This window comes from Trebonia kvetii (assembly GCF_007827045.1).
Lineage (GTDB): Bacteria > Actinomycetota > Actinomycetes > Streptosporangiales > Streptosporangiaceae > Trebonia > Trebonia kvetii.
Map to the genome: position 1 here is coordinate 1,841,970 of NZ_RPFW01000001.1, position 23,735 is coordinate 1,865,704.

At 66.9% G+C, this 23,735-nt stretch carries 29 protein-coding genes; all 29 read right to left on the reverse strand.

Translation table 11 applies throughout. The features are described 5' to 3' along the window. Window positions 1–85 precede the first annotated feature (85 nt). Complete coding sequence (gene rplO / locus EAS64_RS08385; protein ID WP_145852100.1) at window positions 86–529, reverse strand: 50S ribosomal protein L15; 444 nt, start codon at window positions 527–529, stop codon at window positions 86–88. Window positions 530–531: 2 nt separating this feature from the next. Continuing rightward, window positions 532–714: a 50S ribosomal protein L30 gene (gene rpmD, locus EAS64_RS08390; protein ID WP_145852102.1), complete on the reverse strand. Its 183-nt coding sequence runs from the start codon at window positions 712–714 to the stop codon at window positions 532–534. 14 nt (window positions 715–728) lie between these two features. Further along, window positions 729–1,331, reverse strand: coding sequence for a 30S ribosomal protein S5 (gene rpsE, locus EAS64_RS08395; RefSeq protein ID WP_145852104.1), 603 nt, complete (start codon window positions 1,329–1,331; stop codon window positions 729–731). 22 nt (window positions 1,332–1,353) lie between these two features. Then, window positions 1,354–1,770: a 50S ribosomal protein L18 gene (rplR, locus tag EAS64_RS08400; protein ID WP_145852106.1), complete on the reverse strand. Its 417-nt coding sequence runs from the start codon at window positions 1,768–1,770 to the stop codon at window positions 1,354–1,356. Window positions 1,771–1,772: 2 nt separating this feature from the next. After that, window positions 1,773–2,309, reverse strand: a complete 537-nt coding sequence (gene rplF, locus EAS64_RS08405; RefSeq protein ID WP_145852108.1) for a 50S ribosomal protein L6 — start codon at window positions 2,307–2,309, stop codon at window positions 1,773–1,775. Window positions 2,310–2,326: 17 nt separating this feature from the next. Next, window positions 2,327–2,725, reverse strand: a complete 399-nt coding sequence (gene rpsH, locus EAS64_RS08410; protein ID WP_145852110.1) for a 30S ribosomal protein S8 — start codon at window positions 2,723–2,725, stop codon at window positions 2,327–2,329. An 89-nt stretch (window positions 2,726–2,814) separates the two neighbouring features. Further along, window positions 2,815–3,000 (reverse strand): type Z 30S ribosomal protein S14, encoded by a 186-nt coding sequence (locus EAS64_RS08415; protein WP_145852112.1) that lies wholly within the window; start codon window positions 2,998–3,000, stop codon window positions 2,815–2,817. Window positions 3,001–3,003: 3 nt separating this feature from the next. Then, the gene (gene rplE, locus EAS64_RS08420; protein ID WP_145852114.1) at window positions 3,004–3,621 is read right to left on the reverse strand and encodes a 50S ribosomal protein L5; all 618 of its coding nucleotides are present in this window, start codon (window positions 3,619–3,621) and stop codon (window positions 3,004–3,006) included. Further along, window positions 3,621–3,941 carry a 50S ribosomal protein L24 gene (rplX, locus tag EAS64_RS08425; protein ID WP_145852116.1) on the reverse strand — a complete coding sequence of 107 codons (321 nt, stop codon included), beginning with the start codon at window positions 3,939–3,941 and terminating at the stop codon, window positions 3,621–3,623. The genes rplE and rplX overlap by 1 nt, the downstream gene beginning before the upstream one ends. Beyond that, a complete protein-coding gene (gene rplN / locus EAS64_RS08430) occupies window positions 3,942–4,310 on the reverse strand; it encodes a 50S ribosomal protein L14 (RefSeq protein WP_145852118.1) in 369 nt (122 codons plus the stop codon). It lies immediately after the preceding gene. Between the two features lie 54 nt (window positions 4,311–4,364). After that, the gene (rpsQ, locus tag EAS64_RS08435; protein ID WP_145852120.1) at window positions 4,365–4,661 is read right to left on the reverse strand and encodes a 30S ribosomal protein S17; all 297 of its coding nucleotides are present in this window, start codon (window positions 4,659–4,661) and stop codon (window positions 4,365–4,367) included. Continuing rightward, window positions 4,658–4,915, reverse strand: coding sequence for a 50S ribosomal protein L29 (gene rpmC, locus EAS64_RS08440; protein WP_145852122.1), 258 nt, complete (start codon window positions 4,913–4,915; stop codon window positions 4,658–4,660). The genes rpsQ and rpmC overlap by 4 nt, the downstream gene beginning before the upstream one ends. Further along, window positions 4,915–5,334: a 50S ribosomal protein L16 gene (gene rplP, locus EAS64_RS08445; protein ID WP_145852124.1), complete on the reverse strand. Its 420-nt coding sequence runs from the start codon at window positions 5,332–5,334 to the stop codon at window positions 4,915–4,917. Before rplP ends, rpmC begins: the two co-directional genes overlap by 1 nt. Before the next feature lie 5 nt (window positions 5,335–5,339). Continuing rightward, entirely contained in the window at window positions 5,340–6,152 is an 813-nt protein-coding gene (gene rpsC / locus EAS64_RS08450; RefSeq protein ID WP_145852125.1) for a 30S ribosomal protein S3, read from the reverse strand. Further along, window positions 6,152–6,502, reverse strand: coding sequence for a 50S ribosomal protein L22 (gene rplV / locus EAS64_RS08455; protein ID WP_145852127.1), 351 nt, complete (start codon window positions 6,500–6,502; stop codon window positions 6,152–6,154). Before rplV ends, rpsC begins: the two co-directional genes overlap by 1 nt. Before the next feature lie 22 nt (window positions 6,503–6,524). After that, window positions 6,525–6,803: a 30S ribosomal protein S19 gene (rpsS, locus tag EAS64_RS08460; protein WP_145852129.1), complete on the reverse strand. Its 279-nt coding sequence runs from the start codon at window positions 6,801–6,803 to the stop codon at window positions 6,525–6,527. 13 nt (window positions 6,804–6,816) lie between these two features. After that, window positions 6,817–7,650, reverse strand: a complete 834-nt coding sequence (gene rplB, locus EAS64_RS08465) for a 50S ribosomal protein L2 (RefSeq protein ID WP_145852131.1) — start codon at window positions 7,648–7,650, stop codon at window positions 6,817–6,819. Window positions 7,651–7,660: 10 nt separating this feature from the next. After that, window positions 7,661–7,963 (reverse strand): 50S ribosomal protein L23, encoded by a 303-nt coding sequence (rplW, locus tag EAS64_RS08470; protein ID WP_145852133.1) that lies wholly within the window; start codon window positions 7,961–7,963, stop codon window positions 7,661–7,663. Continuing rightward, entirely contained in the window at window positions 7,960–8,595 is a 636-nt protein-coding gene (gene rplD, locus EAS64_RS08475; RefSeq protein WP_145852432.1) for a 50S ribosomal protein L4, read from the reverse strand. The genes rplW and rplD overlap by 4 nt, the downstream gene beginning before the upstream one ends. After that, complete coding sequence (rplC, locus tag EAS64_RS08480; protein ID WP_222849083.1) at window positions 8,592–9,233, reverse strand: 50S ribosomal protein L3; 642 nt, start codon at window positions 9,231–9,233, stop codon at window positions 8,592–8,594. The genes rplD and rplC overlap by 4 nt, the downstream gene beginning before the upstream one ends. Before the next feature lie 13 nt (window positions 9,234–9,246). Beyond that, window positions 9,247–9,555 carry a 30S ribosomal protein S10 gene (rpsJ, locus tag EAS64_RS08485; RefSeq protein WP_145852137.1) on the reverse strand — a complete coding sequence of 103 codons (309 nt, stop codon included), beginning with the start codon at window positions 9,553–9,555 and terminating at the stop codon, window positions 9,247–9,249. A gap of 225 nt (window positions 9,556–9,780) precedes the next feature. After that, window positions 9,781–10,974: an elongation factor Tu gene (gene tuf / locus EAS64_RS08490; RefSeq protein ID WP_145852138.1), complete on the reverse strand. Its 1,194-nt coding sequence runs from the start codon at window positions 10,972–10,974 to the stop codon at window positions 9,781–9,783. A 90-nt stretch (window positions 10,975–11,064) separates the two neighbouring features. Next, window positions 11,065–13,110: an elongation factor G gene (gene fusA / locus EAS64_RS08495; protein WP_439333589.1), complete on the reverse strand. Its 2,046-nt coding sequence runs from the start codon at window positions 13,108–13,110 to the stop codon at window positions 11,065–11,067. Between the two features lie 81 nt (window positions 13,111–13,191). Then, the gene (rpsG, locus tag EAS64_RS08500) at window positions 13,192–13,662 is read right to left on the reverse strand and encodes a 30S ribosomal protein S7 (RefSeq protein ID WP_145852142.1); all 471 of its coding nucleotides are present in this window, start codon (window positions 13,660–13,662) and stop codon (window positions 13,192–13,194) included. Between the two features lies 1 nt (window position 13,663). Beyond that, entirely contained in the window at window positions 13,664–14,038 is a 375-nt protein-coding gene (gene rpsL, locus EAS64_RS08505; RefSeq protein ID WP_145852144.1) for a 30S ribosomal protein S12, read from the reverse strand. A 578-nt stretch (window positions 14,039–14,616) separates the two neighbouring features. Next, window positions 14,617–18,492 carry a DNA-directed RNA polymerase subunit beta' gene (locus EAS64_RS08510; RefSeq protein ID WP_145852146.1) on the reverse strand — a complete coding sequence of 1,292 codons (3,876 nt, stop codon included), beginning with the start codon at window positions 18,490–18,492 and terminating at the stop codon, window positions 14,617–14,619. A 23-nt stretch (window positions 18,493–18,515) separates the two neighbouring features. Beyond that, entirely contained in the window at window positions 18,516–21,983 is a 3,468-nt protein-coding gene (gene rpoB / locus EAS64_RS08515) for a DNA-directed RNA polymerase subunit beta (RefSeq protein WP_145852147.1), read from the reverse strand. Window positions 21,984–22,473: 490 nt separating this feature from the next. Continuing rightward, complete coding sequence (gene rplL / locus EAS64_RS08520) at window positions 22,474–22,863, reverse strand: 50S ribosomal protein L7/L12 (RefSeq protein WP_145852149.1); 390 nt, start codon at window positions 22,861–22,863, stop codon at window positions 22,474–22,476. A gap of 20 nt (window positions 22,864–22,883) precedes the next feature. After that, window positions 22,884–23,489, reverse strand: coding sequence for a 50S ribosomal protein L10 (rplJ, locus tag EAS64_RS08525; protein WP_145852151.1), 606 nt, complete (start codon window positions 23,487–23,489; stop codon window positions 22,884–22,886). Window positions 23,490–23,735 lie beyond the last annotated feature (246 nt).

Consider the following 23,735-nt stretch of genomic DNA (forward strand, 5'->3'; position numbering starts at 1 on the left):
AGCTAGCTCGTCCGAGGGGCCTCCCCCTGGACGAGCCAGCCTTGGGTGCGGACTCAGTGTCCACTATGTGGTGGCTTACCTGAGCCTAACCGAGCAGCGTGACCGTTCCGCCCGCTGCCTCGATCTTCTGCCGAGCAGAAGCCGAGACAGCGTGCGCGCTCACGCGCAACGCCACGGACAGGTCACCGTTGCCGAGCACCTTGACGAGCTCGCCACGGCGCACCGCGCCGCCGTCGGCCAGGGACTCGGGAGTCACCTCGCCGCCAGACGGGAACAGCTCGGCGAGCCGCCCGATGTTGACGACCTGGTACTCGGTCTTGAACTTGGCGTTCGAGAAGCCCTTGAGCTTGGGCAGCCGCCGGTGCATCGGCATCTGGCCACCCTCGAACCCGATCGGCACCTGGTAGCGGGCCTTGGTGCCCTTGGTGCCACGGCCCGCCGTCTTGCCCTTGGAGCCCTCGCCACGGCCGAGCCGCTGCTTTTCCTTGTGGGCACCGGGGGCCGGCCGCAGGTCATGCAGCTTCAGCATGGCTAGTCCACTTCCTCTACCCGGACCAGGTGGCGGACCGTGTGGATCATGCCCCGGAAGACGGGGGTATCCGGCCGGACCGTCGACTGGCCGATCTTGCGCAGGCCAAGCGACCGCAGCGTACCCCGCTGCGTGCTGTTCCCGCCGATCTTCGACTTGACCTGGGTCACCTTGAGCTGAGTCATTGGGTTCCCCTCCTCTACGCGCTGGCCGCGGCACGCGCCGCGAGCATCGCCTTCGGCGCCACGTCCTCGATCGGCAGGCCGCGCTTGGCCGCGATCTCCTCCGGACGGCTCAGGTCCTTGAGCGCGGCCACGGTGGCGTGCACGACGTTGATCGAGTTGGACGAGCCCATCGACTTCGACAGCACGTCGCCGATCCCGGCGCACTCAAGCACGGCGCGGACCGGGCCGCCGGCGATGACGCCGGTACCGGGGCTGGCCGGCTTGAGCAGCACCACGCCGGCCGCCGCCTCGCCCCGGACAGTGTGCGGGATGGTGGTGGCGATGCGGGGCACCCGGAAGAAGTGCTTCTTGGCCTCTTCGACGCCCTTGGCGATCGCCGCGGGCACCTCCTTGGCCTTCCCGTAGCCGACACCGACCATGCCGTTGCCGTCACCCACCACGACGAGCGCGGTGAAGCTGAACCGGCGACCGCCCTTGACCACCTTGGCCACGCGGTTGATGGCAACCACGCGTTCCAGGTAGACGTTCTGCTTCTCGGTCTGACCGCCGCGGCGGTCGTCGCGGCGCTCGCGCCGCTCGCCGCCGCCCTGGCCGCCGCGCCGCGGAGCTCCTGGCATTAGCTTTCCTTCCTATCGTCCATCACAGCGTCAGCCCGGCTTCCCGCGCGCTGTCCGCGAGCGCGGCCACGCGGCCGTGGTACTGGTAGCCGCCACGGTCGAAGACCACGGCGCTGATGCCCGCGGTCTTCGCCCGCTCGGCGACGAGCGCACCGACCAGCTTGGCCTTGGCGGTCTTGTCGCCATCGGCGGACTTGATCGACTCGTCCAGGGTGGACGCGGACACCAGGGTGCGACCCGCGGTGTCGTCCACGACCTGCACGAAGATGTGCTTCGCGGAGCGGTTGACCACCAGGCGCGGACGCGCCGCGTCGCCGGTGACCTTCTTGCGAACTCGCAGGTGACGCCGAATGCGGGCGCGAGTCTTCGCCGCGGTGCGCGGCCCCACCCGTCCGGTCGCGTATTCGATGGATGACCTCTTGGCCTGGGTACCAGCCATGACTACTTACCAGCCTTCCCGACCTTGCGGCGGATGACTTCGCCCTGGTACCGCACGCCCTTGGCCTTGTACGGGTCGGGCTTGCGGATCTTGCGAATCCGGGCCGCGGTCTCGCCCACCAGCTGCTTGTCGATGCCCTCGACCACGAACCTGGTCGGCGCCTCGACGCGGAAGGTGATCCCCTCGGGCGGCGTCACGAGAACCGGGTGGCTGAAGCCGAGGGAGAACTCGAGGTCCTTGCCCTTGGCGGCAACCCGGTAACCAACGCCGACGATCTCGAGGGTCTTGCTGAACCCGGTGGTGACACCGGTCACCATGTTGGCGATGAGCGTCCGGGACAGGCCGTGCAGCGCACGGACCTTACCCTCGTCGCTCGGCCTGGTGACCTTGAGCTGACCGTCCTCTTGGACCACGATGATCGGCTCGGCGACGGTGAGGCTCAGGGCGCCCTTGGGCCCCTTGACACTGACCGCCTGGCCGTCGATGGCCACGTCCACTCCGCTGGGAACGGGAATGGGGAGACGTCCGATGCGTGACATTTTGTTCCTCCCCTCCCTTACCAGACGTAGGCGAGGACTTCCCCGCCCACTCCACTCTTCTTGGCCTGCTTGTCGGTCATCAGGCCGCCGGACGTCGAGATGATCGCGACGCCGAGCCCGCCGAGCACCCGGGGCAGGTTGTCCTTCTTCGCGTACACGCGCAGGCCGGGCTTGGAAACCCGCTTGATCCCGGCGATCGAGCGCTCACGCGAGTTGCCGTACTTCAGCGTGACCACGAGGTCCTTGCCGACCTCGGCGTCCTCGATGCGCCAGCCCGCGATGTAGCCCTCCTGCTGGAGGATCTCCGCGATGTGCGACTTGATCTTTGAGTACGGCATGCCCACGGTGTCGTGGTAAGCCGAGTTGGCGTTGCGCAGACGAGTAAGCATGTCCGCGATTGGGTCGGTCATTGACATGGCCGTCTTGGCCTTCCTCGCCGCGGTTTCCGCCCCTGTTCGCCCTGTGCGGGCTCAGCGGACGGACCTTCGGCGCGTAGAGAATCTTCTTACCAGCTGGACTTCGTGATGCCGGGCAGCTCGCCGCGGTGCGCCATGCTCCGGAAGCAGATGCGGCACAGGCCGAACTTGCGGTAGACGGCACGCGGGCGGCCACAGCGGGTGCACCGCGTGTATGCCCGCACTTCGAACTTCGGCTTGCGGCTGGCCTTGACGACCAGGGCCTTCTTAGCCATGTTCTACCTCCTCCCGGTGCGCGGACCGGACTTCTTCTTCGGCTTCGGTGGCACGGAGCTCATTTCGGCGAACGGGAAGCCGAGCTGGCGAAGCAGCGCGCGGCCCTCGTCGTCGGTGGTCGCCGTGGTGACGAGGGTGATGTCCATCCCCCGCTGCCTGTCCACCTTGTCCGGGTCGATCTCGTGGAACATGACCTGCTCGGTGAGACCGAAGGTGTAGTTCCCCTGACCGTCGAACTGGCGGGGGTTCAGCCCGCGGAAGTCACGGATGCGGGGCAGCGCGATCGCGAGCAGCCGGTCGAGGAACTCCCACATCCGGTCGCCGCGCAGCGTGACGTGCGCGCCGATCGGCATGCCCTCGCGCAGCTTGAACTGGGCGATGGACTTCTTGGCGCGCGCCACAGCCGGCTTCTGGCCGGTGATCGCGGCCAGGTCCCTGACGGCTCCGTCGATCAGCTTCGCGTCCCGCGCCGCCTCGCCGACACCCATGTTGACGACGATCTTGGTCAGCCCCGGGATCTGCATCACGTTGGCGTAACCGAATTCGTCCTTCAGCGCGGGCGCGATCTCGGTGCGGTACTTCTCCTTGAGCCGCGGCAGAGCCGACGCCTCGGTCGCCATCAGATTTCCTTCCCGCTCGGACGCAGAACGCGGACCTTCGTGCCGTCCTCGTTGATCTTGTAACCCACCCGCGCCGGGCGCTTGGTCTCCGGGTCGACCAGCTGTACGTTGCTCACGTCAATCGGCGCCTCCTGGGTCACGATGCCGCCTTCCTTGGCACCGCGGAATCCCTGGTTGGTCACCTTCTTGTTCTTCTTGATCATGTTCACGCCCTCGACGAGGACCTTGTTCGCCGTCGGGTAGGCCGCGATGACCGTCCCGGTAGCGCCCTTGTCCTTGCCGGCCATGACCATGACGTGGTCACCCTTTTTGATCTTCATCTAGAGCACCTCCGGCGCCAGCGAGATAATCCGCATGAAGCGCTTTTCCCGCAGCTCACGGCCGACCGGGCCGAAGATGCGGGTGCCACGCGGATCCCCGCCGTCCCTGATGAGGACGGCGGCGTTCTCGTCGAAGCGGATGTAGGAACCGTCTGCGCGGCGGCGCTCTTTGCGGGTACGTACTACGACCGCCTTGACGACGTCGCCCTTCTTGACGCCAGCCCCGGGCAGCGCGTCCTTGACGGTCGCCACGATGACGTCACCGATGCCCGCGTATCGCCGGCCGCTGCCGCCGAGCACGCGGATGCACAGGATCTCCTTGGCACCCGTGTTGTCGGCGACCTTAAGCCGCGACTCCTGCTGGATCACGTCAACTCCTGCTTCGTCACGCCGGTGTGTTCCGCCGGCGATTCGTCCTTATTGCTACTTGGCTCGTTCGAGAATCTCGGCAACGCGCCACCGCTTGGTGGCGGAGAGCGGCCGGGTCTCCATCAGCAGTACGCGGTCACCGACGCCACACTCGTTCTTCTCGTCATGTGCCTTGTACTTCTTGGTACGGCGCAGAACCTTGCCGTACTTGGGGTGCTTCACGCGGTCCTCGACGGCGACGACGACGGTCTTGTCCATCTTGTCGCTGACCACGAGGCCCTCGCGGGTCTTCCGGTAGCCGCGCTGCTCGGCAGCCTCTTCGGCTACAGCTTCGGCCGGATTGGTGCTCACTTCGCGCTCCCTTCGACGTCCGCGCCACTCTCATCCTCGACATCGATGATGATGCCGAGCTCTCGTTCCCGCAGCACCGTGTAGATGCGGGCGATCTCCTTGCGCACGGCACGCAGGCGCCCGTGGCTCTCCAGCTGACCGGTTGCGCTCTGGAAGCGGAGGTTGAACAGCTCCTCCTTGGCCTCGGCCAGCTTGCTGGTCAGTTCCTCCGGGGAGGACGAGCGAAGCTCTGAGGCGGTCAAGCTCGTGGCCATCAGCCCTCACCCACCTCTCGCGTCACGATCTTGCACTTCATGGGCAGCTTGTGGATCGCGCGGCGCAGCGCCTCGCGGGCCACCGGCTCTGCGACACCGGACAGCTCGAACATGACCCGGCCGGGCTTGACGTTGGCGATCCACCACTCGGGCGATCCCTTGCCTGAGCCCATTCGCGTCTCGGCCGGCTTCTTGGTCAGCGGACGGTCCGGGTAGATGTTGATCCACACCTTGCCGCCACGGCGGATGTGCCGGGTCATCGCGATTCGGGCCGCCTCGATCTGGCGGTTGGTCACGTAGGCGTGCTCAAGGGCCTGGATGCCGAACTCGCCGAACGAAACCCTGGTGCCACCGCTCGCGGCGCCGGTCCGGTGCGGACGGTGCTGCTTGCGGTGCGCGACCTTACGCGGAATCAGCATTGGTCTCAGCTCTCCCCAGAGGTCTCAGCCTGCGGCTCCGCCGGAGCGGAGGTCCGCTCGGGACGGTCGCTACGGTTGTCCGGGCGGTCGCCGCGACGGGGCCGCCGCGCCTGCGGGCGCTCGCGGCCGCCGCCGCCTGCGCGCTGCTGCGCGGCGCGAAGAGCGGCCTGCTGTGCCTCGCGGCCTGCCCTGGTGGGAGCCGCGTCGCCCTTGTAGATCCAGACCTTGACGCCGATCCGGCCGAAGGTCGTGCGCGCCTCGTAGAACCCGAAGTCGATGTCCGCACGCAGCGTGTGCAGCGGAACCCGGCCCTCGCGGTAGAACTCGCTGCGCGACATCTCGGCGCCGCCCAGGCGCCCGGAGCACTGCACCCGGATGCCCTTCGCGCCGCCCTTGGTGGCGCTCTGCATGGCCTTGCGCATGGCCCGCCGGAAGGAGACCCGGCTGGACAGCTGCTCCGCCACGCCCTGCGCGACAAGCTGGGCGTCGACCTCGGGGTTCTTCACCTCGAGGATGTTCAGCTGAATCTGCTTGGCGGTGAGCTTCTCCAGGTCGCCGCGGATCCTGTCCGCCTCCGCGCCGCGGCGGCCGATCACGATGCCGGGACGCGCAGTGTGAATGTCCACCCGCACCCGGTCCGTGGTCCGCTCGATCTCGACCTTGGAGATGCCCGCCCGCTCCATGCCCTTCTGCAGCATGCGGCGGATCGCGACGTCCTCGGCAACGTAGTCCTTGTACTTCTTCTCCGCGTACCAGCGGCTCTTGAAGTCCGTGGTGATGCCCAGGCGGAACCCGTGCGGGTTAACCTTCTGTCCCACTAGCGGTTCCCTCCCTCAGTCTCGTCGGAGACCACGACGGTGATGTGGCTCGTCCGCTTGTTGATCCGGTATCCGCGGCCCTGCGCCCGCGGCCTGAACCGCTTGAGCGTGGGACCCTCGTCGACGTATGCGGTGGAGACCCAGAGCATGCCCCGGTCCCGTCCGCCGATGTGGTCGGCGTTGGCGATCGCGCTGGCAAGTACCTTGCCCACGGTCTCGCTCGCGGCCTGCGGTGCGAACTGGAGCACCGCCTGCGCCTGGTCGGCGGGCAGCCCGCGGATCAGGTCCACCACCCGGCGCGCCTTCATCGGCGTGACGCGTACGTACCGCGCCCTAGCCCTGGCTTCCATTGGTGTTTCCCTCTTCTCAGGCTTATCGCCGGCTGCGCCGGTCATCCTTGACGTGGCTGCGGAAGGTCCGCGTTGGCGCGAACTCGCCGAGCTTGTGGCCAACCATCGACTCGGTGACGAACACCGGGATGTGCTTGCGGCCGTCGTGGACCGCGATGGTGTGACCGAGCATCGCCGGAACGATCATGGACCGGCGGGACCAGGTCTTGATAACAGTCTTGGTGCCCTTTTCATTCTGCACGTCCACCTTCTTCATCAGGTGGTCGTCGACGAAGGGCCCCTTCTTAAGGCTACGAGGCATCGAGGCTTGCTCCCTACCGCTTGTTCTTGCCGCGGCGGCGGCTGATCAGCCGGTCACTGGGCTTGTGGGCCCGGCGGGTACGGCCTTCCGGCTTACCCCACGGGCTGACCGGGTGGCGACCGCCAGAGCTCTTGCCCTCGCCACCGCCGAGCGGGTGGTCGACCGGGTTCATGGCGACGCCACGGACCGACGGCCGCTTGCCCTTCCAGCGGTTGCGGCCCGCCTTGCCGAGCTTGATGTTGCCGTGCTCGGAGTTGCCGACCTCACCGACGGTCGCGCGGCACTCCACGCTGACCCGCCGGATTTCACCGGAGGGCATGCGCAGGGTCGCGTAGCCACCCTCCTTGGCCAGCAGCTGAACGCCCGCGCCCGCCGACCGCGCGATCTTCGCGCCACCACCGGGGCGCATCTCGATCGCGTGGATCACGGTGCCGGTCGGGATCGACCGCAGCGGCAGCGCGTTGCCGGGCTTGATGTCGGCACCATGGCCGTTCTCCACCCGGTCACCCTGCTGCAGGCCCTGCGGGGCGAGGATGTAACGCTTCTCGCCGTCCGCGTAGTGCAGCAGCGCGATGCGCGACGTGCGGTTCGGGTCGTACTCGATGTGCGCGACCTTCGCCGGAACACCGTCCTTGTCGTGCCGCCTGAAGTCGATCAGACGGTAGGCGCGCTTGTGCCCGCCGCCCTGGTGCCGGGCGGTGACCCGGCCGTGAACGTTCCGGCCGCCCTTGCTGTGCAGCGGACGGACCAGCGACTTCTCCGGCTCACTCCGGGTGATCTCGGAGAAGTCGGAGCCGCTGGCGCCACGCCGGCCTGGGGTGGTCGGCTTGTACTTGCGGATTGCCACCTGCTTCTCCTTAACTAACCGGTCCGCCGAAGATGTCGATCCGGTCGCCATCGGCCAGGGTCACGATGGCACGCTTGGTGTCTACTCGCTTGCCCCAGCCGAACCGGGTCCGGCGCCGCTTGCCCTGGCGGTTCAGGGTGTTCACGCCGGTCACCTTGACCCGGAACACCTCCTCGACCGCCTGCTTGATCTGCGTCTTGTTGGCGTCAGGCGCGACGACGAACGTGTACTTGCCCTCGTCGAGAAGGCCATAGCTCTTCTCGGAGACAACCGGCCGCAGCAGGATGTCGCGGGGGTTGTAGATCCTGCTCACTCCGAGCCCCTCTCCGTGAACGCGTCCAGCGCGGCCTTGGTGAAGACCACATAGTCGCTGGCGAGCACGTCGTAGGTGTTGAGCTGGTCCGCGGCGAGCAGGTGCACGGCCGGGACGTTGCGCAGCGACTTCCAGGTCAGCTCGTCCTCGTGCAGCGTGACGACCAGGATGTTCTTCTCGGCGCCGCCGGTCACCGTGGCAAGCACGGCGAGGGCGTCCTTCGTCCGCGGCACGTCGCCCTCGACGAACGAGGAGACCACGTACACGCGCTCGCTGGCGGCCCGGTCGGACAGCGCGCCGCGCAGCGCGGCGGCCTTCATCTTCTTCGGCGTCTTCTGGGAGTAGTCGCGCGGCACCGGGCCGTGCGACACGCCGCCGCCGGTGAACTGCGGCGCACGGGTCGAGCCCTGACGGGCCCGGCCGGTGCCCTTCTGCCGGTACGGCTTCCTGCCGCCGCCCCGGACCTGGCCGCGGGTCTTGGTAGCGTGCGTGCCCTGCCTTGCGGCGGCACGCTGCGCGACCACCACCTGGTGCATCAGCGGCACGTTGATCTTGGCCGCGAAGATCGCGTCGGGCAGCTCGGCGGTGCCAGCGTTCTCACTTGATGGCGAGACGACGTTGATGCGCATCAGTTCCCTCCTCGCGCCGCGGAGCGCACCACGACAAGCCCGCCGCGTGGGCCGGGAACTGCGCCCTTGATCAGCAGCAGGTTCTTGTCGCCGTCCACGGCGTACACGGTCAGGCTCTGCACGGTGGTGCGCTCGGCGCCCATCCGGCCGGCCATCCGCACGCCCTTGAAGACGCGGGACGGCGTGGCGCACGCGCCAATCGAGCCGGGCGAGCGGTGCTTGCGCTGCGTGCCGTGGGAGGCGGAGAGGCCCTTGAAGTGGTGCCTCTTCATGACGCCGGCAAAGCCCTTGCCCTTGGACTTTCCGGTCACGTCGACCCGCTGGCCGGCCTCGAACAGCGCGGCGGTCAGCTCCTGGCCGAGCGTGTACTCGGAGGCGCCCTCGGTGCGGATCTCCGCGACGTAGCGTCGCGGAGTCACGCCGGCCTTCTCGAACAGGCCAGCCACGGGCTTGGTGACCTTGCGGGGGTTGATCTCCCCGAAGCCGATCTGAACAGCGGAGTAGCCGTCGTTGTCCGGGGTGCGCACGGCCGTGACCACACAAGGGCCAGCCTGCACCACCGTGACAGGCACTACCTGTCCGGTTTCGTCGAAGACCTGGGTCATGCCAAGCTTGGTGCCCAGGATCCCTGTCAGTGCCATGATCAGTGATTCCTCAGAGCTTGATCTCGATGTAGACGCCGGCCGGGAGGTCGAGTCGCATGAGCGAGTCGACGGTCTTCGGCGTCGGGTCGATGATGTCGATCAGCCGCTTGTGCGTCCGCATCTCGAAGTGCTCGCGCGAGTCCTTGTACTTGTGCGGCGAGCGGATGACGCAGTAAACGTTCTTCTCGGTAGGCAGCGGCACGGGCCCGGCAACCTTAGCGCCGGTACGAGTCACCGTGTCGACGATCTTGCGCGCCGAGCTGTCGATGATCTCGTGGTCATATGCCTTGAGCCGGATGCGGATCTTCTGTCCCGCCATTGTGGCCTCGGTTCCTCTACTTCTGTCTCGTGCCGCTGTCATCGTTTGCGGCGGCGCTCCGCCCCGCAGTCACGGACGCACAGGGGCGAGCCCCTGAAGCAACCGCAACCGCGGGGCCGGGATGGCCCCGCAGCCGGGGTTCCCGGAAGGACGAGCCCTCCGGGCCAGACATGATTGTTGCGGCGGCCTGAGCCTTAGGCGGCCCGGGCCGCCGCAACGGCCTAGCTACTTGTTGATCTTGGTGACCCGGCCGGCGCCGACGGTCCGGCCACCCTCGCGGATCGCGAACTTCAGACCCTCTTCCATGGCGATCGGCTGGATCAGCGAGATCGACATGTCGGTGCGGTCACCCGGCATCACCATCTCCGTGCCCTCCGGCAGCGTGACCACGCCGGTCACGTCGGTGGTACGGAAGTAGAACTGCGGCCGGTAGTTGTTGAAGAACGGCGTGTGGCGGCCGCCCTCCTCCTTGGACAGGATGTAGACCTGGCCCTCGAACTCGGTGTGCGGGGTGTTGGTGCCCGGCTTGATGATGACCTGGCCGCGCTCCACGTCCTCGCGCTTGATGCCGCGGAGCAGCAGGCCCACGTTGTCGCCGGCCTGGCCCTCGTCGAGGAGCTTGCGGAACATCTCCACGCCGGTGACGGTGGTGGAGGTGTGCTTCTCCTTGATGCCGATGATGTCCACGGTCTCGCCGGTGTGGATGACACCGCGCTCGATCCGGCCGGTCACCACGGTGCCGCGGCCGGTGATCGAGAACACGTCCTCGACGGGCATGAGGAACGGCTTCTCGACCTCGCGCACCGGCTCGGGGATGGCGTCGTCCACGGCGTTCATCAGCTCGAGGACCGACTCGCCCCACTTCTCGTCGCCCTGGAGGGCCGGGGCGGCCGCCACCCGGATGACCGGAAGGTCGTCGCCCGGGAACTCGTACTGGGTGAGCAGCTCGCGAACCTCAAGCTCGACGAGCTCGAGGATCTCCTCGTCGTCCACCATGTCGCACTTGTTGAGCGCGACGACGATGTACGGCACGCCGACCTGGCGGGCGAGCAGCACGTGCTCGCGGGTCTGCGGCATCGGGCCATCGGTGGCCGCGACCACGAGGATCGCGCCGTCCATCTGGGCGGCACCGGTGATCATGTTCTTGACGTAGTCCGCGTGACCCGGGCAGTCAACGTGCGCGTAGTGCCGCTTCTCGGTCTGATACTCGACGTGCGAGATCGAGATCGTGATGCCGCGCTCCTTCTCCTCCTTCGCGTTGTCGATCTGGTCGAACGCGTAGAAAGGATTGACATCCGGGTACTTGTCGTGCAGCACCTTGGTGATCGCCGCGGTCAGCGTCGTCTTACCGTGGTCGATGTGCCCGATGGTGCCGATGTTGACGTGCGGCTTAGTCCGCTGGAACTTTGCCTTCGCCACTGGTTTCTCCTCGTTGCGATCCGGCCCACCGCGGTGGGTCTGGAGTGATTCTGGGTTCCTAATGCCTGCTGTTGCGCGCTGCGGTGACTGCTACTCGCCGCGCGCCTTGGCGATGATCTCCTTGGCGATGCCCGGCGGCACCTCGGCGTACGAGTCGAACTGCATGCTGTAGTTCGCCCGTCCCTGCGTCTTAGAACGCAGGTCGCCGACGTAACCGAACATCTCCGAGAGCGGAACGAGGGCCTTGATAACCCGGGCCCCGGTTCGTTCCTCCATGGCCTGCATCTGACCGCGCCGGCTGTTGAGGTCGCCGATCACGTCACCCATGTACTCATCGGGTGTGGTGACTTCGACGCTCATGACCGGCTCGAGCAGGACAGGGTTGGCCAGCGCGGCGGCCTTCTTGAAGGCCATCGAGCCAGCGATCTTGAAGGCGAGCTCCGAGGAGTCCACCTCGTGGTAGGCACCGTCGGTCAGCGTCACCTTGACGTCGACCATCGGGAACCCAGCCAGCACGCCGAACTCGGCGGCTTCCTGGCATCCGGCGTCGACCGACGGGATGTACTCCCGCGGGATCCGGCCGCCGGTCACCTTGTTCTCGAACTCATAACCGCCGCCGTCACCGCCCGTCGGCCCCAGGTTAATGATCACGCGACCGAACTGACCGGAACCGCCGGTCTGCTTCTTGTGCGTGTACTCGACCTTCTCGACCAGCTTGCGCACGGTCTCGCGGTAGGCCACCTGCGGGCGGCCGATGTTCGCCTCGACCTTGAACTCGCGGCGCATCCGGTCGACAAGCACCTCAAGGTGCAGCTCGCCCATGCCCGCGATGATGGTCTGCCCGGTCTCCTCGTCGGTCCTGACCTGGAAGGTCGGGTCCTCCTCGGCGAGCCGCTGAATAGCGGTGCCCAGCTTCTCCTGGTCGCCCTTGGTCTTCGGCTCGATCGCCACGTTGATGACGGGCGCGGGGAAGGTCATGGACTCGAGGATCACCGGCGCGTTCTGCGCGCACAGCGTGTCACCGGTCGTGGTGTCCTTGAGGCCCATCACGGCGACGATCGACCCGGCGACCGCGGACGGGCGCTCCTCGCGCTTGTTCGCGTGCATCTGGTAGATCTTGCCGATCCGCTCCTTGCGGTCCTTGATCGAGTTCAGCACCTGCGTGCCGGTCTCGAGGGTTCCCGAGTAGATGCGGATGTAGGTGAGCTTGCCCAGGTGCGGGTCCGCCATGATCTTGAAGGCCAGGGCGGAGAACGGCTCGTCCGGGTCGGCGTGCCGCTCGACGACCTGGTCCTCGTGGCCAAGAGCGTGGCCCTTGATCGACGGGATGTCGATCGGGGACGGCAGGTAGGCGACGATGGCGTCGAGCATGGGCTGCACGCCCTTGTTCTTGAAGGCCGTGCCGCACAGCACCGGGTTGATGGCGCTGGCCAGCGTCGCCCGGCGGATCGCCGCGACGAGCTGGTCCTCGGTGGGCTCCTCGCCGCCGAGATAAAGCTCCATCATCTCGTCGTCGTTCTCCGCGACGGTCTCAAGCAGCCGGTCCCGCCACTCGCGGGCCGCCTCCGCGTGGTCGGCCGGGATGTCGACGACGTCGTACTTGTCGCCCTTGCCCTCGGTCGTCCACTGCAGCGCGCGCATGCGCACCAGGTCGATCACGCCGCGGAAGTCGGACTCGACGCCCCACGGGAGCTGAATGACAGCCGGGGTCGCGCCCAGGCGGCTGATCATCATCTCCACGCAGCGGTGGAACTCCGCGCCCACCCGGTCCATCTTGTTCACGAAGCAGATTCGCGGCACGTCGTACTTGTCCGCCTGCCGCCAGACCGTCTCCGACTGGGGCTCAACGCCGGCCACCGCGTCGAACACTGCGACGGCACCGTCGAGCACGCGCAGGGAACGCTCCACCTCGACGGTGAAGTCGACGTGTCCCGGCGTGTCGATGATGTTGATGGTGTGGTCCAGCCACGACGTGGTGGTCGCGGCGGACGTGATCGTGATGCCGCGCTCCTGCTCCTGCGGCATCCAGTCCATGGTGGCCGCGCCATCGTGGACTTCACCGATCTTGTAGTTGATGCCGGTGTAGAAGAGGATCCGCTCGGTCGTCGTCGTCTTGCCCGCGTCGATGTGCGCCATGATCCCGATGTTTCGGACCTTGGCGAGGTCTGCGGCGGTCTGGGTGGCCACGTTAAGCGTCCTTCATACTAGTTCTGGGTGTTACCAGCGGTAATGCGCGAAGGCCTTGTTGGACTCCGCCATCTTGTGAGTGTCCTCGCGGCGCTTGACGCTCGCGCCAAGGCCATTGCTGGCGTCGAGCAGCTCGTTCATCAGCCGCTCGGTCATCGTCTTCTCGCGGCGCTGGCGCGCGTACAGGACGATCCAGCGCAGGGCCAGGGTGGTGCTGCGCGATGCGCGCACCTCCACAGGAACCTGGTAGGTGGCGCCGCCGACGCGGCGGCTGCGGACCTCAAGGGTGGGCTTGACGTTGTCAAGCGCGCGCTTGAGGGTGACCACCGGGTCGTTGCCGTTCTTCTCGCGGCAGCCCTCGAGTGCGCCGTACACGGTGCGCTCGGCAAGCGAGCGCTTGCCGTCCTTGAGGATCTTGTTGGCGAGCGCGGTAACGAGCGGCGAGCCGTACACCGGGTCGGTGACCAGCTGCCGCTTCTGCGCGGGGCCCTTACGCGGCATCTCAGCTCTTCTCCTTCTTCGCGCCGTAGCGGCTGCGAGCCTGCTTGCGGTTGCGGACACCCTGGGTGTCCAGCGAACCGCGGATGATCTTGTAGCGGACACCCGGCAGGTCACGCACACGCCCGCCGCGAACCAGCACGATCGAGTGCTCCTGGAGGTTGTGCCCCACGCCCGGAATGTAGGCGGTGACCTCGATCTGGCTCGTCAGCCGGACGCGGGCGACCTTGCGCAGCGCCGAGTTCGGCTTCTTGGGCGTGGTCGTGTAGACGCGCGTGCACACACCACGGCGCTGCGGGCTCTGCTTGAGCGCCGGCGTCTTGTTCTTCGACACCTTGTCCTGCCGGCCCTTGCGGACCAGCTGCTGGATCGTGGGCAACCGAGTCTCCGTCTTCCCGTCGTGTTCCTACTGTCAAGCTCGCGGACTCGCCACAGGCTTTCCCGCTAACGGGCGCACAGTGCCGAGCTAGAAAATCGCCGGTTTCCCGCCAATTTCACCCGTTTGACCTGCAAGTTTTCGCTCTCCGCCGACCCCCGAGGTCGGGTGTGTCGCGCTTGGCCTCCGGCCGACGGCGAACACCATCTCACGGGTCAGCAGTCCACACTCAGCTGAATCTGGACCGCAAAGGGAGAGAGTCCACACGGCCAGCTGTCCGGCCACCCGTCTCGGATCTCATCGACCCCAACGTCTCGCCGATCTGCTGGCACGCAGGCGCCCGCGCGGAGACGGGCACGAATGTTAAAGGTACCACCCGTATGCTCGCCGACCAAATCAGCTTTGGCCTACCCGCACGGCTTTCCGTTGATAAGTCTACCGGTTCCCCGAAGCACGCGCAGACTACCCCTACGTGTGCCCGAAATCTTGTAACACGGGGGTCCGCCGCGGCATTCCCGCCAAACGCCGCGAGCGGCCGGACCCGAAGGACCCGGCCGCTCGCGGCTGACTTCCGTCCCTGGCTACCTGTTGTAGGCGCCCAGGTCGTAGTCCTCGAGCGGAACCGCCTCGCCGGTGCCCTGACCGAACGGGTAGCTCTCCGCCTCCTGGTAGGCCGTGGCCGGGTAGGCAGTGGAGCGCGCGTCATCGGTGGGCTCGACCCGGATGTTCCGGTACACCTGCATGCCGGTGCCGGCCGGGATGAGCTTGCCGATGATCACGTTCTCCTTCAGGCCGAGCAGCGAGTCCGACTTGGCGTGGATCGCCGCGTCGGTGAGCACCCGCGTCGTCTCCTGGAAGGAAGCGGCGGACAGCCACGACTCGGTGGCGAGCGACGCCTTGGTGATACCCATGAGCACCGGGCGGCCAGAGGCCGGGGTGCCGCCGTCGTTCACCACGGCGCGGTTCTGCTCCTCGAAGCGCAGCCGCTCCACCAGCTCGCCCGGCAGCATCTCGGTGTCGCCGGACTCCAGGACGTTCACCCGCTTGAGCATCTGGCGGATGATGATCTCGATGTGCTTGTCGTGGATCGACACGCCCTGCGACCGGTAGACCTCCTGCACCTGGGCCACCAGGTGCTTCTGCACCTCGCGGGAACCGAGGATGCGGAGCACCTCGTGCGGGTTGACCGCGCCGGCGATGAGCTGGTCGCCGACGTTGACGTGACCGCCGTCCTGGACGAACAGCCGGGACCGCATCGGGACCTGGTAGGCGACCTCGTCGGCACCGTCGTCGGGGACGATGACGATCTTCCTGGTCTTCTCCGTCTCCTCGACCTTGACCCGGCCGGCCACCTCGCTGATCGGAGCCATGCCCTTGGGGATGCGGGCCTCGAACAGCTCGGTGATTCGCGGCAGGCCGTGCGTGATGTCGGCACCCGCCACACCGCCGGTGTGGAAGGTACGCATCGTCAGCTGGGTGCCGGGCTCGCCGATGGACTGCGCGGCGACGATGCCGACCGCCTCGCCCACGTCCACCCGCTTGCCAGCGGCAAGCGAGCGGCCGTAGCACTTGGCGCAGACACCGACCTTCGCCTCGCAGACCAGGACGTTGTGCACCCGGACCATCTCGACGCCCGCCTCGACGAGCTGCTCGATGAGCGACTCGGTGGTGTCGTCGTTGGCCTGCGCGAGCACGGTGCCGTCCGGGCCCACCACGTCCTCGGAGAGGCTACGGCCGGTGCCGGTGTTCTCGATGTTGTCCAGCTTGCGGAGGGTGCCGTCGGCACCCTTCTCCGCGATCTGCATCGGGAACCGGCGGTCGGTGCCGCAGTCCTCCTCGCGGACGATGACGTCCTGCGCGACGTCGACCAGACGGCGCGTCAGATACCCGGAGTCGGCAGTCCGCAGGGCGGTGTCGGCGAGGCCCTTGCGGGCTCCGTGGGTGGAGATGAAGTACTCGAGCACGGTCAGGCCCTCGCGGAAGGAGGACTTGATCGGGCGCGGGATCGTCTCGCCCTTTGGGTTCGACACCAGGCCACGCATGCCAGCGATCTGCCGGACCTGCATGGGGTTACCACGGGCGCCGGAGTTGACCATCATCCAGACCGGGTTGGTGGCCGGGAAGGCGTTCTCCATGTCCTGGGCAACCTCGGCGGTCGCGTGCGTCCAGATCTCGATGAGCTCCTGACGGCGCTCGTCGTCGGTGATCAGGCCGCGCTCGTACTCGCGCTGCACCTTGTCGGCGCGGCGCTCGTAGCCGTCAAGGATGGCCGCCTTGTTCGGCGGAGCCACGACGTCCTCGATGCCGATCGTCACGCCCGAGCGGGTCGCCCAGTGGAAGCCGGCGTCCTTGAGCGCGTCGAGCGCCGCGGCCACCTGCACCTTCGGATACGTTTCCGCGAGCGAGTTGACGATGACGGTGAGCTGCTTCTTGCCGACGCCGTAGTTGACGAACGGGAAGTCCGCCGGCAGCGTCTCGTTGAAGATGCAGCGGCCGAGCGTGGTCTCCATCCGCAGCGGCTGGCCTGGCTGCCAGTCCTCCGGCACCTCGGCGCCCTCCGGCGGGACCACGTTGGTCAGCCGGATCTGGATCCGCGCCTGCAGGTCGAGCTCGCCCCTGTCGTAGGCCATCTGCGCCTCGGACATGCTGGAGAAAGCCCGCCCGGCACCGGTCACGTCCTCTGCGAGAAGCGTCAGGGAGTAGAGCCCGATGATCATGTCCTGGGTGGGCATGGTCACCGGCTTGCCGTCGGACGGCTTGAGGATGTTGTTGGTGGACAGCATCAGGATCCGGGCCTCGGCCTGCGCCTCGGCGGACAGCGGCAGGTGCACCGCCATCTGGTCGCCGTCGAAGTCCGCGTTGAAGGCGGTGCAGACCAGCGGGTGGATCTGGATGGCCTTGCCCTCGACAAGCTGCGGTTCGAAGGCCTGGATGCCGAGGCGGTGCAGCGTCGGCGCCCGGTTGAGCAGCACCGGGTGCTCTGTGATGACCTCTTCGAGCACGTCCCACACGACCGGCTTGGCGCGCTCGACCATCCGCTTGGCGGACTTGATGTTCTGCGCGTGGTTCAGGTCGACGAGCCGCTTCATGACGAACGGCTTGAACAGCTCGAGCGCCATCTGCTTGGGCAGGCCGCACTGGTGCAGCTTGAGCTGCGGGCCGACGACGATGACCGAACGGCCGGAGTAGTCGACTCGCTTGCCGAGCAGGTTCTGGCGGAACCGGCCCTGCTTGCCCTTGAGCATGTCGGACAGCGACTTCAGCGGACGGTTGCCTGGGCCCGTGACCGGGCGGCCGCGGCGGCCGTTGTCGAAGAGGCTGTCCACGGCCTCCTGGAGCATCCGCTTCTCGTTGTTCACGATGATCTCGGGCGCGCCCAGGTCAAGGAGCCTCTTGAGGCGGTTGTTCCGGTTGATGACCCGGCGGTACAGGTCGTTCAGGTCGGACGTCGCGAACCGGCCACCGTCGAGCTGGACCATCGGCCGCAGGTCCGGCGGGATCACCGGGATGCAGTCGAGCACCATGCCCATCGGGCTGTTCCTGGTGTTCAGGAACGCCGAGACGACCTTGAGCCGCTTGAGCGCGCGGGCCTTCTTCTGGCCCTTGCCGGTGCGGATGATCTCGCGCAGGTCGTTGGCCTCTGCGTCCAGGTCGAACGTAGCGAGCCGGTCCTGGATGGCCTGCGCGCCCATGCCGCCGCGGAAGTACCGGCCGAACCGGTCGCGCATCTCGCGGTAGAGCATCTCGTCGCCCTCAAGGTCCTGAACCTTCAGGCCCTTGAACCTGGACCAGACCTCATCGATCCTGTCGATCTCCTTGGCGGAGCGGTCGCGGATCTGCTTCATCTCGCGGTCGGCCGACTCGCGCACCTTGCGGCGCGCGTCGCCCTTGGCGCCCTGCGCCTCGAGCTCGGCCAGGTCGGCCTCGAGCTTCTTCTGCCGGGTCTCGATGTCGTTGTCCCGGCGCTGCTCAAGCTGAGTCCGCTCGACCGTGATCCGCGCCTCGAGGGACGGCAGGTCACGCTGCCGTGCCTCGTCGTCCACGTAGGTGATCATGTACGCCGCGAAGTAGATGACCTTCTCCAGGTCCTTCGGCGCGAGGTCGAGCAGGTAGCCGAGACGGCTCGGCACGCCCTTGAAGTACCAGATGTGCGTGACAGGCGCGGCCAGCTCGATGTGCCCCATCCGCTCACGGCGCACCTTGGCGCGAGTGACCTCGACGCCGCAGCGCTCACAGATGATGCCCTTGAACCGGACACGCTTGTACTTGCCGCAGTAGCACTCCCAGTCCCTGGTGGGACCGAAGATCTTCTCGCAGAAGAGCCCGTCCTTCTCCGGCTTGAGGGTGCGGTAGTTGATCGTCTCTGGCTTCTTAACCTCGCCGTGCGACCACTGCCTGATGTCCTCGGCGGTAGCGAGCCCGATGCGAAGGTCGTCGAAGAAGTTGACGTCTAGCACTGTGTGAGTTCCCCCTTCGGAAGTCAGACCTCTTCGACGCTGCTCGGCTCACGCCGCGACAGGTCGATGCCGAGTTCCTCCGCTGCGCGGAAGACATCTTCGTCGGTGTCCCGCATCTCGATGGCGGCGCCGTCGCTTGACAGCACCTCCACGTTGAGGCAGAGCGACTGCATTTCCTTGATGAGCACCTTGAAGGACTCGGGAATGCCGGGCTCAGGGACGTTCTCGCCCTTGACGATGGCCTCGTAGACCTTCACGCGGCCGAGCACGTCGTCGGACTTGATGGTGAGCAGCTCCTGCAGGGCGTAGGCGGCGCCGTAGGCCTCGAGAGCCCACACCTCCATCTCACCGAACCGCTGGCCGCCGAACTGCGCCTTACCACCGAGCGGCTGCTGGGTGATCATCGAGTACGGGCCGGTGGACCGGGCGTGGATCTTGTCGTCCACCAGGTGCAGCAGCTTGAGGATGTAGATGTAGCCGACAGAGATCGCGTCCTTGAACGGCTCGCCGGTGCGGCCGTCGAACAGCTTGGTCTTGCCGCTCGAGCCGATCATCTGGTCGCCGTCCCTGTTAGGCAGCGTGGAGCTGAGCAGGCCGGTGATCTCCTCCTCGTGCGCGCCGTCGAAGACCGGGGTGGCAACGTTGGTGTCCGGCTCGCTGGCGTCCGCGCCGATGCCGCGGAGCCTGCCCTTCCACTCTTCGTCGTCGCCCTCGACCTGCCAGCCCGTCTTGGCCACCCACCCGAGGTGGGTTTCCAGGATCTGGCCGACGTTCATACGGCCGGGTACGCCGAGCGGGTTGAGCACGATGTCGACCGGCGTGCCGTCGGCGAGGAACGGCATGTCCTCCACGGGCAGGATCTTGGAGATGACGCCCTTGTTGCCGTGCCGACCGGCCAGCTTGTCGCCGTCGGTGATCTTCCGCTTCTGGGCCACGTAGACGCGGACCAGCTCGTTGACGCCGGGCGGAAGCTCGTCGCCGTCCTCGCGGGTGAACACGCGGACGCCGATGACCTTGCCCTCCTCGCCGTGCGGCACCTTGAGTGAGGTGTCACGGACCTCGCGGGCCTTCTCGCCGAAGATTGCGCGCAGCAGGCGCTCCTCGGGCGTGAGCTCGGTCTCGCCCTTGGGCGTCACCTTGCCGACCAGGATGTCGCCGTTGACGACCTCGGCGCCGATCCGGATAATGCCGCGCTCGTCGAGGTCGGCGAGCACTTCATCGGAGACGTTCGGGATGTCCCGAGTGATCTCCTCAGGACCCAGCTTGGTGTCGCGGGCGTCGACCTCGTGCTCCTCGATGTGGATCGAGCTGAGGACATCGTCCTGGACGAGGCGCTGCGACAGGATGATCGCGTCCTCGTAGTTGTGGCCCTCCCACGGCATGAACGCGACGAGCAGGTTCTTGCCGAGCGCCATCTCGCCCTCGTCGGTGCAGGGACCGTCGGCGAGGACCTGACGCTCCTCGACCCGCTGCCCCTCCTCCACGATGGGCTTCTGGTTGAAGCAGGTGCCCTGGTTAGAGCGGCGGAACTTCTGGATGTGGTAGGTGGTCCGCGTGCCGTCATCGTTCATCACGGTGACGTAGTCCGCACAGGACTCCTCGACCACGCCGGCCTTCTCCGCGAGGATCACGTCGCCCGCGTCGGTGGCGGCACGGTACTCCATGCCGGTGCCGACGAGCGGTGCCTCGGACCGCAGCAGCGGCACCGACTGCCGCTGCATGTTGGACCCCATGAGCGCGCGGTTGGCGTCGTCGTGCTCGAGGAAGGGGATCATCGCGGTCGCGACCGACGTCATCTGGCGTGCGGACACGTCCATGTAGTCGACCTCGTCCGGCGGGATCTGGTCGACCTCGCCGCCCTTTCGCCTGACCAGCACCCGGTTGGTCGCGAAATGGCCGTCGGCGCCGATCGGCGTGTTCGCCTGGGCGATAACGTGCCGGTCTTCCTCGTCGGCGGTCAGGTAGTCGACCTCGTCGGTGACCACCCCGTCGACGACCCGGCGGTACGGGGTCTCCACGAAGCCGAACGGGTTGACCCGCCCGTACGACGCGAGCGACCCGATCAGGCCGATGTTCGGGCCTTCAGGCGTCTCGATCGGGCACATCCGGCCGTAGTGCGACGGGTGAACGTCGCGCACCTCGAACCCGGCCCGCTCGCGAGACAGGCCACCTGGGCCAAGCGCGGACAGGCGGCGCTTGTGCGTCAGCCCGGCCAGCGGGTTGGTCTGGTCCATGAACTGCGAGAGCTGGCTGGTGCCGAAGAACTCCTTGATCGACGCCACGACCGGGCGGATGTTGATCAGGGTCTGCGGCGTGATCGCCTCGACGTCCTGAGTGGTCATCCGCTCGCGGACCACGCGCTCCATCCGGGCAAGGCCAAGACGGACCTGGTTCTGGATGAGCTCGCCGACGGTACGCAGCCGCCGGTTGCCGAAGTGGTCGATGTCGTCGGTCTCGATGACGATCGTCCGCTCGCCGCGCGCCTGCTCCTCCTCGCCCGCGTGCAGCCTGACCAGGTACTCGATCGTGGAGACGATGTCTTCCTCGGTCAGCGTGCCCTGACGGATCGGCTGCTCGAGGCCGAGCTTGCGGTTGACCTTGTACCGGCCGACCTTCGCCAGGTCGTAGCGCTTCGGGTTGAAGTACAGGTTGTCGAGCAGCGCCTGCGCCGACTCGCGCGTCGGCGGCTCGCCCGGGCGCAGCTTGCGGTAGATGTCGAGCAGCGCGTCGTCCTGGCCCGCCGTGTGGTCCTTCTCCAGGGTGGCGCGCATCGACTCGTAGTCGCCGAAGCGCTCGAGGATGCGTGCGTCGTCCCAGCCGAGGGCCTTGAGCAGCACGGTGACCGACTGCTTGCGCTTGCGGTCGATGCGCACACCGACGCTGTCGCGCTTGTCGATTTCGAACTCGAGCCACGCGCCCCTGCTCGGGATCACCTTGCAGGAGTAGATGTCCTTGTCGCTGGTCTTGTCGACCTGCCGGTCGAAGTACACACCTGGCGAACGGACGAGCTGGCTGACCACCACACGCTCGGTGCCGTTGATGATGAACGTGCCCTTGCGGGACATGAGCGGGAAGTCGCCCATGAAGACCGTCTGGCTCTTGATCTCACCGGTGGTGTTGTTGATGAACTCCGCCGTCACGAACATCGGCGCGGAGTACGTCATGTCCTTGTCCTTGCACTCCTCGTCGGAGTACTTTGGCGGCTCGAACCGGTGGTCGCGGAACGACAGGGACATCGTGCCGGAGAAGTCCTCGATCGGGCTGATCTCCTCGAAGATCTCTTCGAGGCCGGACTGCTCGGCGATGTTCTTGCTTCCGGCTTCCTTGGCGGCCTGGATACGCGCCTTCCACTTTTCGTTGCCGAGCAGCCAGTCAAACGACTCGGTCTGCAGGGCCAGCAGATCCGGAACCTTCAGAGGCTCACTGATTCGCGCGAAGGACACGCGGTTTGGACCAAGATTTGTGGCGGAGGCGCTGCGCGATGCTGCCAACAGGGGTCCTTCCGAACTTGTCGCGGAACTATCACCGCACGCACGCCAAACGCCCCACGGCAATACCCCATAGAGGCTGCCGGAGAGGCAGAGAAGGCACCGAGGACGTTAGAGAGTGCAGCGCAAATAGCCAGTGTAGTCTAAGACTGCACTGCCTGTCAACGGTACGCCTGTATGTGGTTCACCTTGCTTCGCAGCATCTCCTGTCGGAGACCAAACGTCAAGCCTAAACCGCCGCGTATACGCACGTTTCCCGCGTGATCGATGCCACAGGTGCGGGCAGGTGTAGCTGACAACGTTGCCGGGTACGACCATTATTCCCGCTCGTCACGGGACAGCCCAGCCGGCACGCCGTTGCCGGTCTTTCTATTTCTGTTCAGCTCCAACGCGAACGCCGCCCGGGATGTTCCCGGACGGCGTTCAGCGCGTCACGCTCCGCTAGTCCGGGGAATGACCCCCGGAGCCCCGGAGGGCTAGCGGAGCGGTGGAACTACTTGACCGTGACGGAAGCGCCGGCGCCCTCGAGGGCAGTCTTGGCCTTCTCCGCGGCATCCTTGTTGACCTTCTCAAGTACGGTCTTCGGCGCGCCGTCGACCAGGTCCTTGGCCTCCTTCAGGCCCAGGCTGGTGAGCGTGCGCACCTCCTTGATGACCTGGATCTTCTTGTCGCCAGCGGCCTCAAGGATGACGTCGAACTCGTCCTGCTCCTCGGCGGCCTCCTCGGCGGGGGCGGCCGCGCCGCCACCGGCGGCGGCAACCGCGACCGGCGCGGCAGCCTTGACGTCGAAGGTCTCCTCAAAAGCCTTCACGAACTCGGACAGCTCAAGGAGGGTCATCTCCTTGAACGCGTCAAGCAGGTCAGCGCTGCTGAGCTTCGCCATGATCGTTTTCCCTTCTTTCCTTAGTCCTGAGTCTCGGCCTGCGTGTCGTCAGCAGGCGTGTCTTCCGCTGCCGGAGCCGCCGCTGTGTCCTCAGCCACAGCCGGCGCGCCAGCCTCGAGCTTTGCGCGCAGCGCGTCTGCGAGCAGCGCCATCTGCGTGGGCAGCGCGTTGAACGTCGCTGCCGCGCCGGCCATCGACGCCTTCATGGCGCCGGCCAGCTTGGCGAGCAGCACCTCGCGCGGCTCCAGGTCGGCGAGCTTGCCGATCTCGGCCGCGGTGAGCGCCTTGCCATCGAGCACGCCGCCCTTGATGACGAGCAGCGGGTTCGCCTTGGCGAAGTCCAGCAGGCCCTTGGCGGCCTGGGCGACATCCCCGTCGACGAACGCGATCGCGGACGGCCCGACCAGCAGTGACGCGACCTCGTCGCCCACGCCGGCCTGCGTCGCCGCGACCTTCGCGAGGGTGTTCTTCGTGACGTTGAACGTCGCGTTGCCCCGCAGAGCGCCGCGCAGCTCCTTGAGCTGGGCGACCGTGAGGCCGCGGTACTCGGTGAGAACAGCGCCGCTCGAGTTCTGGAACTTGCTCGCGAGCTCTTCGATCACGGCTGTCTTCTCGGCGTTTGCCATGAGCCTCCTTCCCATGTGTCGCAGTTATCTTCCAGGGGGTCGACCCCCGTACCCCCCGGTGTCGCCCGAGGGCGACGGGAGTGTGCCCGAAGACGACAAACGCCCCGGGCGCAGATGCACACGGGGCGACAGACCCTAGTCAGCTGACCCGCAGCGGGGGTCTCGCGCTTAACTGGGATTTGAGGCTTACATGGTCACCTGCGCGGGATGTCCGTACGGAACCTTCGGCCAGCGAACTGGCATCCA